The sequence below is a fragment of the Lysinibacillus sp. BNK-21 genome, from assembly GCF_048684915.1.
GTDB classification, from domain to species: Bacteria; Bacillota; Bacilli; order Bacillales_A; family Planococcaceae; genus Lysinibacillus; species Lysinibacillus capsici.
In genome coordinates this window covers 3,493,900-3,511,683 of record NZ_JBLQTS010000001.1, presented here as the reverse complement: position 1 = coordinate 3,511,683, position 17,784 = coordinate 3,493,900, and the positions used below count along the sequence as shown (strand labels likewise).

At 37.4% G+C, this 17,784-nt stretch carries 14 protein-coding genes; 9 read left to right on the top strand and 5 right to left on the bottom strand.

Annotated features, from left to right (window positions below; all coding sequences use genetic code 11):
• Positions 1–2 precede the first annotated feature (2 nt).
• From ACMGGO_RS17935 to ACMGGO_RS17915, 5 genes are all read right to left on the bottom strand, one after another.
• On the bottom strand, positions 3–923 hold the full coding sequence (locus ACMGGO_RS17935; protein ID WP_279494109.1) for an ABC transporter permease: 921 nt from the start codon (positions 921–923) through the stop codon (positions 3–5).
• Positions 923–1,852, bottom strand: a complete 930-nt coding sequence (locus ACMGGO_RS17930; protein ID WP_279494110.1) for an ABC transporter permease — start codon at positions 1,850–1,852, stop codon at positions 923–925. The genes ACMGGO_RS17935 and ACMGGO_RS17930 overlap by 1 nt, the downstream gene beginning before the upstream one ends.
• 127 nt (positions 1,853–1,979) lie before the next feature.
• Entirely contained in the window at positions 1,980–3,641 is a 1,662-nt protein-coding gene (locus ACMGGO_RS17925; RefSeq protein ID WP_279494111.1) for a peptide ABC transporter substrate-binding protein, read from the bottom strand.
• 907 nt (positions 3,642–4,548) lie between these two features.
• Positions 4,549–6,234, bottom strand: a complete 1,686-nt coding sequence (locus tag ACMGGO_RS17920) for a methyl-accepting chemotaxis protein (RefSeq protein ID WP_279494112.1) — start codon at positions 6,232–6,234, stop codon at positions 4,549–4,551.
• A 253-nt stretch (positions 6,235–6,487) separates the two neighbouring features.
• On the bottom strand, positions 6,488–8,185 hold the full coding sequence (locus tag ACMGGO_RS17915) for an Rqc2 family fibronectin-binding protein (RefSeq protein WP_279494113.1): 1,698 nt from the start codon (positions 8,183–8,185) through the stop codon (positions 6,488–6,490).
• A gap of 259 nt (positions 8,186–8,444) precedes the next feature.
• On the opposite strand from ACMGGO_RS17915, the gene ACMGGO_RS17910 reads away from it, so the two are divergent.
• The 9 genes from ACMGGO_RS17910 to rlmN all read left to right on the top strand — a co-directional run bounded on the left by ACMGGO_RS17910 (position 8,445) and on the right by rlmN (position 17,782).
• Positions 8,445–9,320: a YicC/YloC family endoribonuclease gene (locus ACMGGO_RS17910; protein ID WP_066037833.1), complete on the top strand. Its 876-nt coding sequence runs from the start codon at positions 8,445–8,447 to the stop codon at positions 9,318–9,320.
• A gap of 43 nt (positions 9,321–9,363) precedes the next feature.
• Positions 9,364–9,981, top strand: a complete 618-nt coding sequence (gmk, locus tag ACMGGO_RS17905) for a guanylate kinase (RefSeq protein ID WP_004227379.1) — start codon at positions 9,364–9,366, stop codon at positions 9,979–9,981.
• Positions 9,982–9,985: 4 nt separating this feature from the next.
• Entirely contained in the window at positions 9,986–10,213 is a 228-nt protein-coding gene (gene rpoZ, locus ACMGGO_RS17900) for a DNA-directed RNA polymerase subunit omega (RefSeq protein ID WP_004227380.1), read from the top strand.
• Positions 10,214–10,347: 134 nt separating this feature from the next.
• Entirely contained in the window at positions 10,348–11,352 is a 1,005-nt protein-coding gene (gene coaBC / locus ACMGGO_RS17895) for a bifunctional phosphopantothenoylcysteine decarboxylase/phosphopantothenate--cysteine ligase CoaBC (RefSeq protein ID WP_279494114.1), read from the top strand.
• Positions 11,349–13,760, top strand: a complete 2,412-nt coding sequence (gene priA, locus ACMGGO_RS17890; RefSeq protein WP_279494115.1) for a primosomal protein N' — start codon at positions 11,349–11,351, stop codon at positions 13,758–13,760. Before coaBC ends, priA begins: the two co-directional genes overlap by 4 nt.
• A gap of 84 nt (positions 13,761–13,844) precedes the next feature.
• Positions 13,845–14,339, top strand: coding sequence for a peptide deformylase (gene def, locus ACMGGO_RS17885; protein WP_004227388.1), 495 nt, complete (start codon positions 13,845–13,847; stop codon positions 14,337–14,339).
• Position 14,340: 1 nt separating this feature from the next.
• Positions 14,341–15,282 (top strand): methionyl-tRNA formyltransferase, encoded by a 942-nt coding sequence (gene fmt, locus ACMGGO_RS17880; protein WP_103117565.1) that lies wholly within the window; start codon positions 14,341–14,343, stop codon positions 15,280–15,282.
• The gene (gene rsmB / locus ACMGGO_RS17875; protein ID WP_420282115.1) at positions 15,279–16,640 is read left to right on the top strand and encodes a 16S rRNA (cytosine(967)-C(5))-methyltransferase RsmB; all 1,362 of its coding nucleotides are present in this window, start codon (positions 15,279–15,281) and stop codon (positions 16,638–16,640) included. The genes fmt and rsmB overlap by 4 nt, the downstream gene beginning before the upstream one ends.
• Positions 16,640–17,782, top strand: coding sequence for a 23S rRNA (adenine(2503)-C(2))-methyltransferase RlmN (gene rlmN / locus ACMGGO_RS17870; protein WP_048395368.1), 1,143 nt, complete (start codon positions 16,640–16,642; stop codon positions 17,780–17,782). The genes rsmB and rlmN overlap by 1 nt, the downstream gene beginning before the upstream one ends.
• Positions 17,783–17,784: the final 2 nt, after the last annotated feature.

Sequence of the window (17,784 nt, the reverse complement as noted above, 5' to 3'; positions counted from 1 at the left end):
CCTTATTTACGTAGTTTTGGATCTAAAGCGTCACGTAAGCCGTCACCAACTGCGTTAAACGCAAAGATTGTTAGTGAGATAAATACTGCTGGGAAAATCAAGCGCCATGGAGCATTGGCAATAGCTTTATTACCATCAGAGGCCATTGTACCCCAAGAAGCTGTTGGAGCAGGCACCCCAAGACCAAGGTAGCTTAGGAATGATTCAGTGAAAATAGCAGATGGAATTGTTAACGTCATCGTTACTAAGATTGCACCAAGAGCATTCGGAACTAAGTGTTTAATAATTAAATGACCTGTACTAGCACCTAATGTACGAGCAGCAAGAACATATTCTTGATTTTTAATAGATAATACTTCACCACGAACGATACGAGCCATGTTAATCCATCCAGTGATGGACAGGGCAATAATCATAGGAATTAAACCAGGTTGCATAACAACTAAAAGTACGATTACTACTAAAAGGTAAGGTACAGCTGTTAAAACGTCAGCAATACGCATCATGATGTTATCAACACGACCGCCTGCTAAGCCTGAAATACTTCCCCAAATTACACCGATGATTAAATCAATAACCGCTGCAGCAATACCGATAAATAGGGAAATACGAGCGCCTTCCCAAATACGAACGAAGATATCACGACCAAGGTCATCCGTTCCAAACCAAAATTGTGCAGATGGTGGTGCATTGTAAACACCTAGTTGATCACTTGATTTATACTGAGAAAACATTGGTACGAAAATAGCCATTAAAATAACAATGATTAAAATGATTATCCCAATGATGGCCATTTTGTTATGAGAGAAACGGAGAAATACTTCTTTCCAAAAGGAGACTGATTTATCAGCTAATTTTTCCGTTGCTTCATGATTTCCACCAACAATTTTAAACTTATCTTTTTCAATTTGTTGCTGTGTCATTATTTTTTCGCTCCTTTCAGTTTAATACGCGGATCAATCACACTATATAGTATATCAACGATTAATACCGCAAATAAAAGGATGATGGAATAGAACACCGTCGTACCCATAATGACTGTATAGTCACGGTTTGTAATACTTTGAACGAAGTGCTTACCAAGTCCAGGAATAGCGAAAATTTGCTCAACAATGAAACTACCTGTTACAACACCAGCTGTTAATGGGCCTAGGTATGTTACGACGGGTAAAAGAGCATTTCGTAATGTATGGCGGAAAACAACTGTCCATTTTCCAATCCCTTTGGCACGAGCCATTTTTACATAATCACTATTGTTTTGCTCAAGCATACTTGAACGTGTTAATTTTGCGATAAACCCCATATGTGAAAACGCAATCGCAAGGGCAGGTAATATGCTGTAAGTAAATCCTTTCCATCCACTAACTGGGAACAACCCTAATTTAAAGGATAAGAAATACTGCATTAAACCAGCTAAAATAAATGAAGGTACTGATATACCGAGCACCGCAAAGGACGTTGCCAAATAATCCGGGAACCTATTATGATATAGCGCGGAAACTACGCCAATTAAAACTCCAAATCCAACTGCTAATAGCATAGCTTCAATCCCTAATGTTAAAGACACAGGGAAACTTTCAGAAATCATATCATTTGTAGAACGCGCTTTATATTTCATTGACTCACCGAAATTGAAAGAGGCCGTATCGATTAAATAATCTTTATATTGAATATACCAAGGGTTATTTAATCCATACGTTTCGTTTAACTTCTCCTCGATTTGAGGTGGGAAATTACGTTCACTCGCAAATGGACTACCAGGAGCGAGACGCATTAAGAAAAACGTAACCGTTACGATGACGAAAAGCGCGAGAAGTATATACATCAGCCTTTTCAAAATATATTTAATCACATAAAACTCCTCCTTCTATTTGTCAATTGTCAGACAAATATATGCCTTCGTATTTTAAAAAGAGCTGACTCGAGCCTAAGAGACTACGAGGCAGCTCTTTTTTAAAGAGCTTAATTAAACAATAGAATTATTCAGCAATTTTAACATCTTTAAGTTGAATGATACCGATTCTATCTGGAGACATATTTTGTACTTTATCATCTTTAACATATAAGTTAGTGTAGTAATAAATTGGTCCAACTGGGAATTCAGTCATAGCAATTGCTTCAGCTTGTTTTAAGATTTCAGTACGCTTTGCAGTGTCTATTTCTGAAATAGATTGTTTTAGTAAATCTTTATATTGAGAGTTTTCCCAACCAGTATCGTTATTACCATTGGCAGCAGTATCGTACATTTCTAAGAATGTATAAGCATCGTTGTAGTCAGCAATCCATCCCATACGACCAACTTGATAGTCTAATTGGTTAAGTTTTTCTAAATATACTTGCCATTCAGAGTTATCAAGGTTTACTGAAATTCCAAGGTTTTTGCTCCAACCTTCTTGAATAAATTGAGCGATAGCAGCATGTCCTTCACTTGTATTAAATGAAAGGTTGATGCTGATTTCTTTTGGATCAGAAATACCAAGCTCTTTCATTCCAGCTTCAAGTGCAGCTTTTGCTCCTTCAATATCATTGTCTTTATAATAACCACGGTCTTCTTCAAAACCAGAAATTGCAGATGGAACCATACCTAGAGCAGGCTTTTGTTCTCCTTTAGTAACGTTATCGATTAAGCTTTGGCGATCAATTGCTAATGTTAAAGCTTTTCGAATGTTAGCGTTTCCAGTAATTTTATCTTTTGTATTAAATTTGTACCAATAAATAGCTGCATAGTCCTCAATTTGTAATGAGCCATCAGCTTTAAAACCATCAATTGCATCAAGTGCTACTGTTTGGTATGGAGAACCTAAGTAGTCAATTTCTCCATTTTTAAACATTGTTACTGCCGTAGCTTCATTCTCAACCATTCCGATATTAACTGTTTCAAGGTCTACATTTGCAGCATCCCAGTAATCAGCATTTTTCTTAAGAACTATTGAGTCACTGTGTTTCCAAGTATCTAAAACGAAAGGTCCGTTTGTTACATAGTTTTCACCAGCATCTGTATACCATTCATCATTACCTTCAACTACTTTTTGGTTAACAGGTGCGTACGTTTTGAAAGCAGTTAATTCTAAGAAGTAAGCAGTTGGATTTGCTAATGTAACTACTAAAGTTTTATCATCTTCAGCTTTAATTGCTACATCATCAACAGCCCCTTCACCAAGATTGTAAGCTTCAGCACCTTTAATTGGGTAGAATACAGAAGCATATTCTGATAGATTTTCAGGATTTAAAGCCCATTTCCAAGCATATTCGAAGTCACCAGCAACTACTGGATCTCCGTTTGTCCATTTTGCATCACGTAAATGGAAAGTGTAAGTAAGCCCATCTTCACTTACATCCCATTTTTCAGCCATTGCTGGAGTTGGTTTACCTTCTTTGTCTGTACGTGTTAGACCTTCAAAAATGTTAATTAATACTGCGCTAGATGTAGAATCCGTCGCAAGTTGTGGATGTAAAGATGGTGGTTCAGAAGTTACTACTAAGTTTAATTCACCACCTGATGAAGCAGTTTCAGATGAACCTGAATCTTTTCCATCGTCTTTTGATTTTTCAGACGAATCTCCGCCGAAGCCACATGCAGCAAGTACTAAAGAAAATACTGCAAGGACTGTTAGTAATAAAAACTTTTTGTTTTTATTCATGTGAATCCCCCTTATACAATTTTTAAGCCTTTTGTGAAGCTCCTATTTAATATACCAAAAAAATCATTGTGTACAAAATAAAAAAGATTCGAATTTATATAGTATTATCTGACATTTAGGAGAATAATAAATTTTTCCGATTTATCACACTAAAGAGGCGAAGTGTATATATATTAAAAATTTGATATTTACTTATTCTGAATATCAAAAATAAAGTAAAAATAAAAAAATGATTTACTATACGGAAAATTCCTATTTTTTTGATAATATTATCGATATTTGAAAAATGAATCAAAAGTCATAGATGTAATACCTTGAGGAATTTGTATAGATTTGTAGAAAATCTATGTAAAACTCAGTGAATTAGATTCTATTACAGGTAATTTCTTGTAATTTATTATCGCAAAACATGAATATTTTTATCTATTAATGATATATAAGAAACTTGTTTTGTATTTTTCTAGGATTATCCATTTGTGGGGAGGAAAAAGAAAAAAATGAGCATTTGTATGAAAAAAGGTACCCATACTAAGAAAAATTTGGATTTAGTGACAAGCTAGTTTACGAGATTAAGTTTTTTTGAAATAATTTTTGAGCTAGTTGTATATACATGCATATATGCAGTTGGTTACTGTTTTATTCATCAGTTAAAAAATAAAAGGAATGCTTCATTTCGCCTTGTATTCTTCCAAAGAGAACTGTTTAAATCGTATTGTTTTTTTGAGGATGTCATTTGTCTTACTGAAGAGGATTGATAATGCAAATAATTACTAAAAACCTGTTTATTCATCGAATGAAAACGTTAACAATAGCTATTCAGAAGGATATTCTTCCACTTTTTAAGTGGTATACCATGAAAAAATATAAAAAACAGTGCATCCCATTTATAAAATGCACTGTTTTTTATTTAAAGTTTAAATTGATTGATCTGATTCTGTAAATCTAAGGACTTTTCGCTTAGATCTGAGGCAACTTGGTTTACTTGTTGTACTGTTATAGATTGTTCTCTAGTTGCTGAAGCTACAATTTTTGTATTATCCGCGCTAGTTGAAGCACCATGGGCGATTTCTGCAACGGACGCTGCAACCTGTTCAGCGCTAGCTGAAATTTCTTCAGAGGTAGCTGATATATCTTCTATTTGATCTGTCATCGTATTAATTGCTTTCACAATTCCTTCAAAGGCTTGTCCTGCATGTCCGATGATTTTAACGCCCTCTGTGACAGAATGAAGTCCATCAAAGACTGCTTTTTCTACATTATGTGTATCCTGTTGAATATCTAGCGTTAAGGCAACGATTTGGTTGGCTGATTGTTTTGATTCCTCAGCTAACTTACGAACCTCATCTGCTACTACCGCAAATCCTTTACCATGCTCTCCAGCTCTAGCAGCTTCAATTGCTGCATTGAGTGCCAATAAATTTGTTTGATCTGTAATAGCTGTAATAACAGCTGTGATCTGACTAATCTCATCTGATTGCTTACTCAATTTTTGAACAAGATTATTAATCGTTTGTGTTGATTCATGGATGACATTCATTTGTTGCTGAGCTTCTTCTACCGTATCGTTTCCATTTGTTGCTAATTCTGAAGTTGTTATAGCATTCTGATGTAGTTGTTGAGTTGCCTCAGCTATTCGTTGAACACCTACAGCCGTTTCATCCATTGCGTGTGCGCTTTCGTTAGCTGCAACTGTAGCTGTCACTGCAGCCTCAGCTGTTTCGTTAATCCGTATTGTAATTTCATCAGCAGTGGCAGTAATTTCTTCAGTTGAGGCAGAAAGTTCCTCTACTGAAGCTGTTAAATGCTCTGCATTGTCCTGTATATGCGTTAATAAATTTTTCAAATTACCCTTCATGGCATTAAAAGCTGCTGAAAGCTGACCAATTTCATCTTTTGATTGATGGGTAATATCTGGATGAATTAATTCTCCATTAGCTACATGGTTTGCAGCCAGAACGACAGATTTTAAAGGGCGTGAGATTGTCCGTTGTATATAGAAAATAAGGAAAATACCTAGAGCGATACCAATAATGATTGCGATAATGGAAATAATTTGTGAATTAAACACGGCCTGTTTAGATTCTTTTGTCACAATATCTAGTTGTTCCTTTTGATAGTTTCCAATTTGATCAGATACATCTTGTATACCTTTATTAGCTTGTTGGACTTCACCATTTACCTTCTGCAAAGCACCTTCTAGATTACCAGCTTCAAATAAAGCTATTGCTTCAGTTGCTGCCTTGTTAAAAGAATCATTATGAACTTTTAATTCCTGTGCATATGTTTCCATTTCAGCTGAATTCGATTTTTCAGTGATTTCATCTACATGTGTGTCGAGCATACTTGCATATTTTGAGAAACTCTCTTTGTTAGCAGGTTTGTCTTCGATGATGATGGCACGAATGAAAAGACCTTGCATAGCCATTTCGTATTGAATATCATCTGCTAATTCTACAAGGGCAACATGTCCTTCTAATGCATTTTCAATCTTTTTTTCAATGTTTGAAAATAACAGGAACATAATGAACAAAGAAATGATTAATGTGAGAATAATTGCAAAGAAACCAAAGCTTAATTTTTTACCTACAGACATATAGATACGCCCTTTCCTGAATGCTCTATAAAAATTTTTATACTTTAATTTAGCGTTTCTCAGTAGTAGAAGTCAATATACGTTGAAGGAAACAGTGCAGATTATTCATGTGTTTTTATATTGTTATTATAATAAGGAAGATTGTCTGTAAAAATCAATCAAGATAAGGTTGTTTTCATCGTTTTATAGTACGGATTACGTGTACTCGTTATAAAAAGGAAGAAACCGATACAATTTGTATCGGTTTCTTCCTTTATGACTGTTTCTTTAACTGTAAAATGACTGCCTCATCCGGGTCAATATACAGTGTCTTTTGTTCAAAATAGATGACGAAACCAGGTTTGGCACCATTTGGTTTTTTGACCTGTCGTATTTCGGTATAATCTACAGGCACAGAAGAGGATTCTCTGGCCTTAGAAAAATAGGCGGCTAGTGTGGCAGCTTCTCGCAATGTCGTTTCATCGGGTTCACTTGAATGAATGACAACATGAGATCCAGGAATATCTTTTGTGTGTAACCAAATATCAGTCCGCTTTGCTAGTTTGAATGTCAGCATGTCATTTTGTTTATTGTTTTTTCCAACAGAGATTGTTACACCTGTAGAAGAAACATAGCGTTCTGGTTCAGGTTTCGCTTGTTTTTTCTTTTTCTTCGCATGACGTAGTTTTAAGTAACCTTGCTCTGCTAGCTCTTCACGAATTTCCTCAATATCTCCAGGAGAAGCCTGCTGAACTTGCTGTGCAAGCATTTCGAAGTAAGAAATTTCATCAGTAGTTTTTTCTAGCTGCTCTTGAACCATGACCAAGGCATTTTTTGCCTTTGTATATTTTGTATAATAACTTTGGGCATTTTCAATAGGTGTTTTACGTTCGCTTACTGGAATGGTTATTTCTTCGCCAGTTTCACTATAGTAATTTGTGACAGTAACTTCCTTAACTCCTTTTTCAAAGGCATAGATATTAGCCATTAATAGCTCACCATATAGTTGGAATTGATCGAGCTTGGAGGCACGTTCATAATCCTTTGTTAACTTTTTTGTTTTTAAAGCTAATTTGTCAATCTCATTTTGTAGCCAGCGCTCTAAATCGCCTGCTTGTTGTTTTACACGATCTCGCTCTGCACGGGCAAAGAATACACGATCAAGAAGCTCATGGACATTAGGATAGATTGTTATATCCCCATCATGCAAATGCGTTAATTCGATAGGGGAAAAGTATACTTTCTGATTGAAGAGTACGTACATAGGCTTCATTCCACCGTTCGCAAAGGAGGCCATAAAATCCTTGAAACATACTAGCGTATTTGAAGTCGTCTTCATTCGATACAATAATTCTTCCGCGTGAAGAGGTGAAAAACCAGCTAATTGTTGCACTAGCTCTTTAGAGGTTTTCCCTTCAGCAAAAAATGCTGTTAGCTCTTCATCTGTCACCGTTAAAGGATTCCATTTGTTTTGTGCGGGTGGTGCAATATACGGTTGCCCTGGTAGTACAGTACGGAAGCTATTGACTGAAGGCGGTAGATGTTTTAGGCTGTCAATAATTTTTCCCTGCTCTTGATCAATCAACAGTAGATTACTATGTCTACCCATAATTTCAGCATGTATTTCTCTTACAATTGGATCTCCAATTTCATTTTTACTTTCAATTTCTACTATTATAATGCGATCAAAATCACGCTGTTTTATAGAAGCAATAAAACCACCCTCTATATGCTTACGCAAAAGCATACAAAACATTGGCGGCTCTGCTGGATTTTCAATCACCTGTTCAGTAAGGTGTACACGTGCATAAGAAGAGTGGATGGAAAACAGTAATTTATGATTCTTTCCGTTCGCTCGCACATGTAAAATAACTTCTTGTGCATTGGGTTGATGTATTTTGGTAATCCGACCAGTGACTAGCTGTTGTAGGTCGGCAGTTATTGAATAAGTAAATAAGCCATCAAATGCCATATGAATTCCTCTTTCCAACGATATCAAGCATCTTGGTACTTTCGTATTTTTTTCTTAATGTATCTGCATGCACTATTTTTAAGCTCGCAAATACTCTTTTGGTATGTTTATCATAGCATTTTTTAGGTGAATATTAAAATATAGCTTCAATTGTGGTAGAATTAGCTTTTACTTTAACCAAATTTTTTTGGAGAGTCGTCATAATCGACAAAGCTTATGTTATAATAATCCCAGTATGCAAAGAAAGGTGTGACGAACCTTGGTGCGTAGTATGACTGGTTTTGGCAGAGGTGTCACAACAACTAGAGACTTTCAATTAACCGTGGAAATGCGCTCGGTCAACCATCGTTTTTTAGAAATTAACGCAAAATTTCCGAAAGAATGGCTTGAAGCTGAAATTTTTGCAAAGAAACTAATTTCTCAAGCTTTGTCACGCGGCAAAATTGATGTGATGGTATATGTGAAGGACTTAGAGAACGTAGAGCAATCTATTGAGATTAATTGGTCATTAATTGAAGCGTATCGTAAGGCAAAAGAGCAATTAGCAAGTAAAGTACCACTTGAAGAAAAATGGACGATGCAAGAGCTTTTATCGTTAGAGCAGGCACTTGTACAGCAAAAACCCCAGCTTACACCAGAGGATTTGCTCAGTGCTGTAGAACAAGCGATTTCACAAGCGATTTCACAGCTCGTTCAAATGCGTGAGCGTGAAGGGCAAGAATTACAAGAGGTTGTTGTACAATATAAAGAACAGTTAATGGAGCAAGTCAATCAGATTCGTTTGTGTTCTTCACTTGCTGTTGAAAAATATCGTACACGATTAATAGAGCGAATTAATGAAGTTGCAGATGGCACATTGCTAGAAGATCGTTTACTAGCGGAAGTAGCCATTTTTGCAGAACGAGTAGACATCTCCGAAGAATTAGACAGATTAGATAGTCACTTCAATCAGCTGGAGGAAACATTACTTGAAAAGATTTCGGTTGGGCGTAAATTGGACTTTTTAATGCAGGAAATACATCGCGAGATTAATACGATTGGTTCAAAAAATCAATCTACAGAAGCAGCGATTGCTGTTGTTCAGGCGAAAACAATTTTAGAAAAGATGCGTGAGCAAGTGCAAAACATCGAATAACTTGCACGTGTCTGTTATAAATTAAGGGAGATATAGAGAATAAATGATAAAAGAACGTGGATTATTAATTGTTCTGTCTGGCCCCTCTGGTGTAGGTAAAGGGACAGTGCGAAAAGAATTATTTTCTCAGCCGAATACGAATTATGAGTATTCCATCTCGATGACAACACGAAATCCTCGCGAAGGTGAAGTAGATGGTGTAGACTATTTTTTCAAGACACGTCATGAATTTGAAGTGTTAATCGAACAAGGTGGCTTATTAGAGCACGCTGAATTTGTCGGTAACTATTATGGAACACCATTAGCTTATGTAAATGAAACACTTGATGCAGGTCGTGATGTATTTTTAGAAATCGAAGTGCAGGGTGCAGCACAAATTCGTAAAAAAGCACCAGATGCCTTATTTATTTTCTTAGCCCCTCCAAGTTTAACGGAATTAAAAGATCGTTTAGTTGGACGTGGGACAGAAACGGAGGATATCATTGCCAAACGAATCGCTACTGCAAGTGAAGAGCTTGAAATGATGAGCTTGTATGATTATGTTGTGGAAAATGATGAAGTGACGAATGCCTGTGATCGTATAAATGCGATTATTAAAGCCGAGCATTGTCGTAGAGAACGTGTTGAAAAAAGATATTTGTCAATGTTGAGAGGAGAATAAAACAATGCTATACCCATCAGTAGACGCTTTAAAAAAAGAAATCGATTCAAAATATTCATTAGTGAGCCTTGCTTCTAAACGTGCTCGCCAAATGCAAGAAGAGCAAGACACAGAACGCTTACACAAGTATGTTTCCCATAAATATGTTGGGAAAGCGCTTGAAGAAGTAGCGGCAGGTGTACTTACGAAAGTATCACAGGATGAGTCAACTGTGTATGAGGACGAAATCTAACATCATGTAAAGAGCTTTACTATGTTTACATGCATGCTAGTCTAGTTAGCAGTAGATTTTAATTATACAGAATGCCGAAAGCTCCCAGGGAATCCTTCTTTGGGAGCTTATCATTTGAAAGGACGACACCTAGCATGAATAAAAATATTTTACTTTGTGTTTCAGGCGGGATTGCCGTATATAAAGCTGTGGCACTTGTAAGCAAGCTATCACAAGCAGGAGCCAATGTAAAAGTCATCATGACAGCCTCTGCTAGACAGTTTGTAAATCCATTAAGTTTTCAAGTGATGTCCAAAAATGATGTTTATTTTGACACGTTTGATGAAAAAGATTCAAGTGTGATTGCTCATATAGACTTAGCAGACTGGGCTGATTTAATTTTAGTAGCGCCCGCTACAGCAAATATAATAGGGAAAATGGCCAATGGTATAGCAGATGATATGATCACAACAACCCTGCTTGCTACGACAGCACCTGTATGGATTGCACCAGCCATGAATGTACACATGTACGACCATCCAGCGGTAAAACGTAATTTGGATAGGCTATCAGCTGATGGCTACAAATTTATTGAGCCTTCCGAAGGCTTTTTAGCATGTGGCTATGTCGGGAAGGGCCGTCTAGAGGAGCCAGAAAAAATCACTGCACTTGTACAAGATTTTTTTTCTGGAAAAACTACACCACTAACAGATAAAACAGTCATAGTGACTGCGGGTGCCCTACATGTACCATTGGATGAACAGCATGTAATTAGTCCACAGGCAAATGGAGCCATAGGCCGAGCTTTAGCACATGAAGCAAGAATGCTAGGCGCACATGTAATTGAAATAGAAAATTCTAATTTGTTTGATGCTATACAGCAACTGGAGGCTTATAAAATCCAATATCCTCAGGCAATATTGATCCATGCAGCAAATGTGCCGACTATAAAGGAAACGCCGATCATTTCGGTAGAAGGCATAAAAGCGATCACTTTCGGACAAAAAGTGCAAGGAACTCCAATGCTTAATATACTTTCTGAGAGATGGATTGATTTTAGTGAAAAAGCGCAGCTTAACGGACAGTTTTTGGCTACAATTAACCCACAACTTTTTGCTCAGACATTATGGTCATATATTATAAAGGGTGAGGAACAATGAGCTTCTTGATAGCAGAGGTCATTGTAGATGTCTCTACTTACCATGTAGACCGTCCATTTGATTATCAAGTACCTGTAGAATGGGTTAGTGTTATCGAATTAGGAAGTCGTGTTAAAGTGCCATTTGGTCCAAGGAATGTCCTGGGTTTTGTTGTTGGATTGAAGAAAGAAACAGATGTACCGTTAAATAAACTAAAGGCAATCAATCAAATTTTAGATATGGAGCCAGTCCTAACAGAAGAGATGTTGCGAATGGCGAAGTGGTTGAAGAACGATACGATTTGCTATGAAATAGATGCCTTGCAAGTGATGTTACCATCTGCACTTCGAGCCAAGTATGAAAAAATGATTAAGCTACAACAAGGTCAACAATTGCCACTAGAGGTACAGGCTATATTCGGGAAGCGTCAACGAGCAAATTTTAAAGAATTTGAGCGAGCAGGTTTACTACCCCTTTTGAAGCAATTGGTTGCAGAAAACATTGTTTCAATCGAAAATGTTGTGAAGCAACAGGGAAATGTGAAAGAAATTCGAATGGTTCAAATAACAGCAGACCAACAACTTATTGAACGTGCTTTAGAGCAATCATCCAGAGCAGCTAAACAACGGCTATTACTGCAATGGATGTGCCAACACTTAGGAGAGATTTTTACTCCCCAACAAATTTGTGACGAAGCAAGGGTCTCTATTTCAGTTTTAGAGGCAGTAATTGATAAAGGAGCTGCTCAATTTATTCAAGAGGAAGTATTTCGTGATCCATTTACGAAGGAAGTTTCACGTACACATGCCTTACAATTAACGAGTGAGCAGCAGGTTGCTCTCCAAGCTATTACTACAGCTATGGACCAGCAAATAGCGCAAACCTTTTTATTACATGGTGTAACAGGAAGTGGCAAAACAGAGGTTTATTTGCAGGCTATTCAAAAGGTATTAGAAGAAGGAAAAGAAGCCATTATGTTGGTACCTGAAATCTCTTTAACTCCACAAATGACCGAACGATTCCGCAGTCGCTTTGGTGAGATGGTTGCTGTGATGCATAGTGGATTATCTGTAGGGGAGAAATATGATGAATGGCGTAAAATCCAACAAGGCAAAGTGAAGGTCGTAGTTGGAGCTCGTTCAGCTATTTTTGCTCCTTTTACGAATATAGGGCTTATTATATTGGATGAGGAACATGAATCAACTTATAAGCAAGAAGATTCACCGCGTTATCATGCAAGAGATGTAGCCATCTGGCGTAGCGAATTTTATAACTGTCCTATTATTTTAGGGAGTGCAACACCAGCATTAGAATCATTTGCAAGAGCTAAAAAGGGAGTATATAAGCTACTCTCCTTAAAACACCGTGCTTTACATCAGGCTTTGCCGACTGTTTTTATTGCAGATATGCGTGAAGAGCTGAGACAAGGTAATCGTTCGATGTTTTCCCAATCACTGATAGAAGCAATCCGTTTAAGACTTGAGAAAAAAGAACAAATGGTGCTGTTTTTAAACCGTCGCGGCTATTCATCATTTGTACTCTGCCGAGATTGTGGAACAGTTGTCCAATGTCCAAATTGCGATATTTCATTAACCTATCATCGAACAACTGAAAAATTGAAATGTCATTATTGTGGTTACGAGGAACATGTTCCACAAATATGTCCGCAATGTCAAAGTGATCATATTCGTTATTTTGGTACAGGTACACAAAAGGTGGAAGAGGAGCTGTATAAGTTGTTTCCTGAGGCAAGAGTATTACGTATGGATGTAGATACTACGAAGCATAAAGGGGCACATGAAGAAATATTAGAGACATTTGGGGCAGGGCATGCAGATATTTTGCTGGGTACTCAAATGATCGCAAAGGGTCTGGATTTTCCAAATATTACGCTAGTCGGTGTACTTAGTGCTGATACATCCTTACATTTACCTGATTACCGCGCAGCAGAGCGAACATTTCAGCTATTAACACAGGTAAGTGGCCGAGCTGGGAGACATGACAAGCTAGGGGAAGTCATCATTCAAACGTATACACCTGAGCATTACGCAATTGATTTAGCTAAAACACAAGAGTATGAACCATTTTATGAACGTGAGATGTTTTTACGTCGCAGATCAAACTATCCACCTTATTATTTTGTAGCTCTTATTCAATTATCCCATGAAGATGTCATGATGGCTGCTGAATATGCTGGTCGAGTGGCTGATTGGTTACGAGGGAACTTATCGAATCAAGTAGCAATAATAGGACCAACAACTGCGAGTATTGCTCGTCTCCAAAATAGATATCGTTATCAATGTTTGATAAAATATAAAATTGAACCAAATCTAATTCCCGTGTTACAACGTTTACTTGCTATGTATAGAGCAGAGTGGATTAAACAAGGAATATTAATGACGGTAGATTTAGATCCGTCTACTATATAGTTAGCGTGTAATAATAGCACGATTTTTAATAAAAGTATCAATTAGCTAGTGCACTAGCTTTAAAGCAGAAATGAGGAAATAATAATGGCTATAAAAAAAGTAATTGAAAATCCTGCAAAAGTACTATCCACACCGTGTGCTGAAGTGACAGAAATTAATGATGAAATTATTACATTACTTGATGATTTATATGACACTATGGTGGAATATGATGGCGTTGGAATTGCGGCACCACAAATAGACGTAGGGTTACGGGTAGCAATTGTTGAACTAGGTGAAGAACGTGATATTTTAGAAATGATTAATCCAACTGTCGTTGAAACGGACGGAGCAGAAGTAGATATTGAAGGATGCTTGAGCTTTCCAGGGTTATATGGAGAAGTGGAACGTCCTAGTTATGTCAAAATTGAAGCATGTGATCGTGAAGGACGTGTTTATGAATTAGAGGCAGGTGGCTTTGATGCCCGTGCGATTTTACATGAAATTGATCATTTAGATGGTGTGCTTTTCGATTCAAAAATCAAGCGTATTGTCACAGCAGAAGAACTAGAAGAAATGTACGCTGAAGAGGAGGAATAAAATGACATCTATCGTTTTTATGGGGACACCTGACTTCTCCGCACCTATTTTGCGTATGCTACATGATGAAGGATATACTATTAAAGCAGTTGTAACACAACCAGATCGTCCAGTTGGGCGTAAGCGAGTATTAACACCGCCGCCAGTAAAGGCAACGGCTTTGGAACTTGGCTTGCCAATTATTCAACCTGAAAAATTGCGTGGCTCCGAGGAGTTACAGCAGATTCTTGCTTTACAGCCTGACCTAGTAATAACAGCAGCATTTGGACAGATACTACCAAAAGAATTATTAGATGCACCGGCTCTAGGCTGCATTAATGTCCATGCCTCCCTATTACCAAAATATCGTGGAGGGGCTCCGATTCACCAAGCCGTCATGGATGGTGAAAAAGAAACAGGAGTAACAATCATGTATATGGCAGAAAAGCTTGATGCGGGAGATATTATCTCTCAAAAAGCGATCCCTATTGAAGAAGATGATCATACTGGTGGACTTTTTGATAAGCTAAGTATGGTTGGCTGTGAATTACTTAAGGAAACACTTCCTTCTATTATAAATGGTACAAATAACCGTACAGTTCAAGATGAAGCACAAGTTACCTTTGCAAGTAATATTTCAAGGGAACAAGAACGGATTGATTGGACCAACGATGCTATTACTTTATACAATCAAGTGCGCGGTCTTCATCCATGGCCTGTTGCTTATACTACTTTTGAGGATGGTAATTTTAAAATTTGGTGGGCAACGATTGGCAAAAGTAAGCATGAGGCTAATCCAGGTACAGTGGTTGCCATTGATAAAGATCACTTTGAGGTAGCAGCTGGCAACGGGACAACTTTAGCATTATATGATGTGCAACCAGCTGGTAAAAAGCGCATGACCGCAGAGGAATATTTACGTGGGACAGGTTCTAAATTACAGATTGGGGACCAATTTAAATGAGTAAAAAAAGTGTAGTGATTTGGGATGGCAATGTACGAGATGCCGCATTGTCAATTCTATTAGCAGTTGATAAAAATCAGGCTTATAGCAACTTATTGCTAAATGAAACAATTAAACGGCATAAAATTGAAGCAAAAGATCGTGCTTTATTGACTGAAATAACGTATGGAACTTTACAGCATAAAATGACACTTGATTATTACTTAGAGCCATTTATTCGTGGTTCAATTGATCATTGGGTTCGCTGGTTATTAAGAATTTCGTTGTATCAAATCCATTATTTAACACGTATCCCTCCACACGCTGCAGTAAACGAAGCAGTAGAAATTGCCAAGCGTCGAGGGCATCGTGGAATCGCTTCTATGGTCAATGGCATATTAAGATCCGTGTTACGCAGTGGAGTCCTTTCAACAGATGACATAGCAGATCCAATTGAGCGCCTTTCAATAGAAACAAGTCATCCAATGTGGTTAGTTCAAAGATTTGTTGATAACTACGGTCTTGAAGTAGCGACTGAAATGTTGCATGAAAATAATAGACCGCCTGTGCAGACTGTGCGTGTTAATACGACAAAAGCAACTGTTCAGCAAGCAATTGCCAAGTTAGAGGCAGAAGGATTAACGGCTAATCAAAGCGACGTTATACCAGAGTGCTTATACATTACAAACGGTCAACCAGCTCGTACAAAAGCCTTCAAAGAAGGTATGATTACTATTCAGGATGAAAGTTCAATGATACCTGCTAATGTGCTAAATCCATCTCCAGGTATGCGTGTCTTGGATATGTGTGCGGCACCTGGTGGAAAAACAACACATATTGCCGAAATAATGAAAAATGAAGGGTCTATTTTAGCAACAGACCTTCATCCACATAAATTAGATTTAATCGACCATAATACAGAGCGTCTAGGGCTTGATATTGTTGAAACAGCCCCAATAGACGGAAGGAAAGCACCAGAATTTTTACAAGCAGCGTCTTTTGATGCTATCTTAGTCGATGCACCATGTAGTGGACTAGGAGTTATGCGACGTAAACCAGATATTAAATATACAAAGCGAGAAGAAGATTTAGAAAGTCTTCAAAAAATCCAATTAGCTTTACTTGATGCAGCAACGAAAGTTTTGAAAACAAATGGTAAGCTTGTATACAGTACGTGTACAGTAGACATACAAGAAAACGAAGGCACTGTGAAAGCCTTTTTAACAGCACATCCAGAAATGGAAGCTATACAACTAGAATCTTTACCAACAAAATTAGCGGAAAAGCAAGCTAATGGCATGCTTCAAGTCTTTCCACAAGACTTTGGCAGTGACGGTTTCTTTGTCGCCGCCTTTCGTAAAAAAGGAGAATCCAACTAATGGTGGATCAAGAGAAATTTAATGAACGTATTAACGATTTAGTCGAAGAAGCAGAAGAAAAGCCCGTTCGACGTGTAAAAAAAGAAAAGCCAAATTTAAAAGAATCCATTTATTCGTTACAACCTCATCAATTAGAAGAATGGCTAAAGGAAAATGGCGAAAAGCCTTTCCGTGCTGCTCAAATTTTTGACTGGCTGTATAATAAACGTGTAAAGACATTTGAAGAAATGTCAAACCTTTCAAAGGGATTACGCGAAAAACTAACTGCAAATTTTGCATTATCCACACTATCAACCATTATTAAACAAGAATCTAAAGATGGTACCATTAAATTTTTATTCCAATTACAAGATGGCTATTCAATAGAAACTGTTTTAATGCGCCATGAATATGGAAATTCTGTCTGTGTAACAACACAAGTAGGCTGCCGAATTGGCTGTACGTTTTGTGCATCCACTTTAGGTGGTTTGAAGCGACATTTATTAGCAGGGGAAATTGTGGAGCAAGTTGTCAAAGTGCAGCAAACATTAGATGAATTGGGCGAGCGAGTATCTCATATTGTCATTATGGGTATTGGTGAACCTTTCGATAACTATGATGCAATGATGAACTTCTTAAAAGTGATCAATCATGAAAAAGGTTTAAATATCGGAGCACGTCATATCACAGTTTCAACATCGGGTATTGTCCCTAAAATTTACCAGTTTGCGGATGAACAATTACAAATTAACTTTGCCGTTTCTCTGCATGCGCCAAACCAAGAAGCACGTCAAAAGCTAATGCCAATTGCCCGTGCTTATAAATTGGAAGAATTAATGGAAGCTGTGCGATACTATACAAAAAAAACAGGTCGACGAGTGAGTTTCGAGTATGGGCTGATGTCTGGTGAAAATGATTCAGTAGAAATAGCAGAGGAACTATCTGCTTTAATTAAAGGAATTAAATGTCATGTCAACTTAATTCCTGTAAACTATGTACCAGAACGTGATTATGTTCGTACATCTCGTAGTCAAATTTTTGCTTTTGAAAAAACATTAAAGAAAAATGGTATTAACGTAACGATCCGCCGAGAGCAAGGTTCAGATATCGCTGCTGCGTGTGGTCAATTACGTGCACAAGAGAGATCTGAAGAAACGAGGTGACC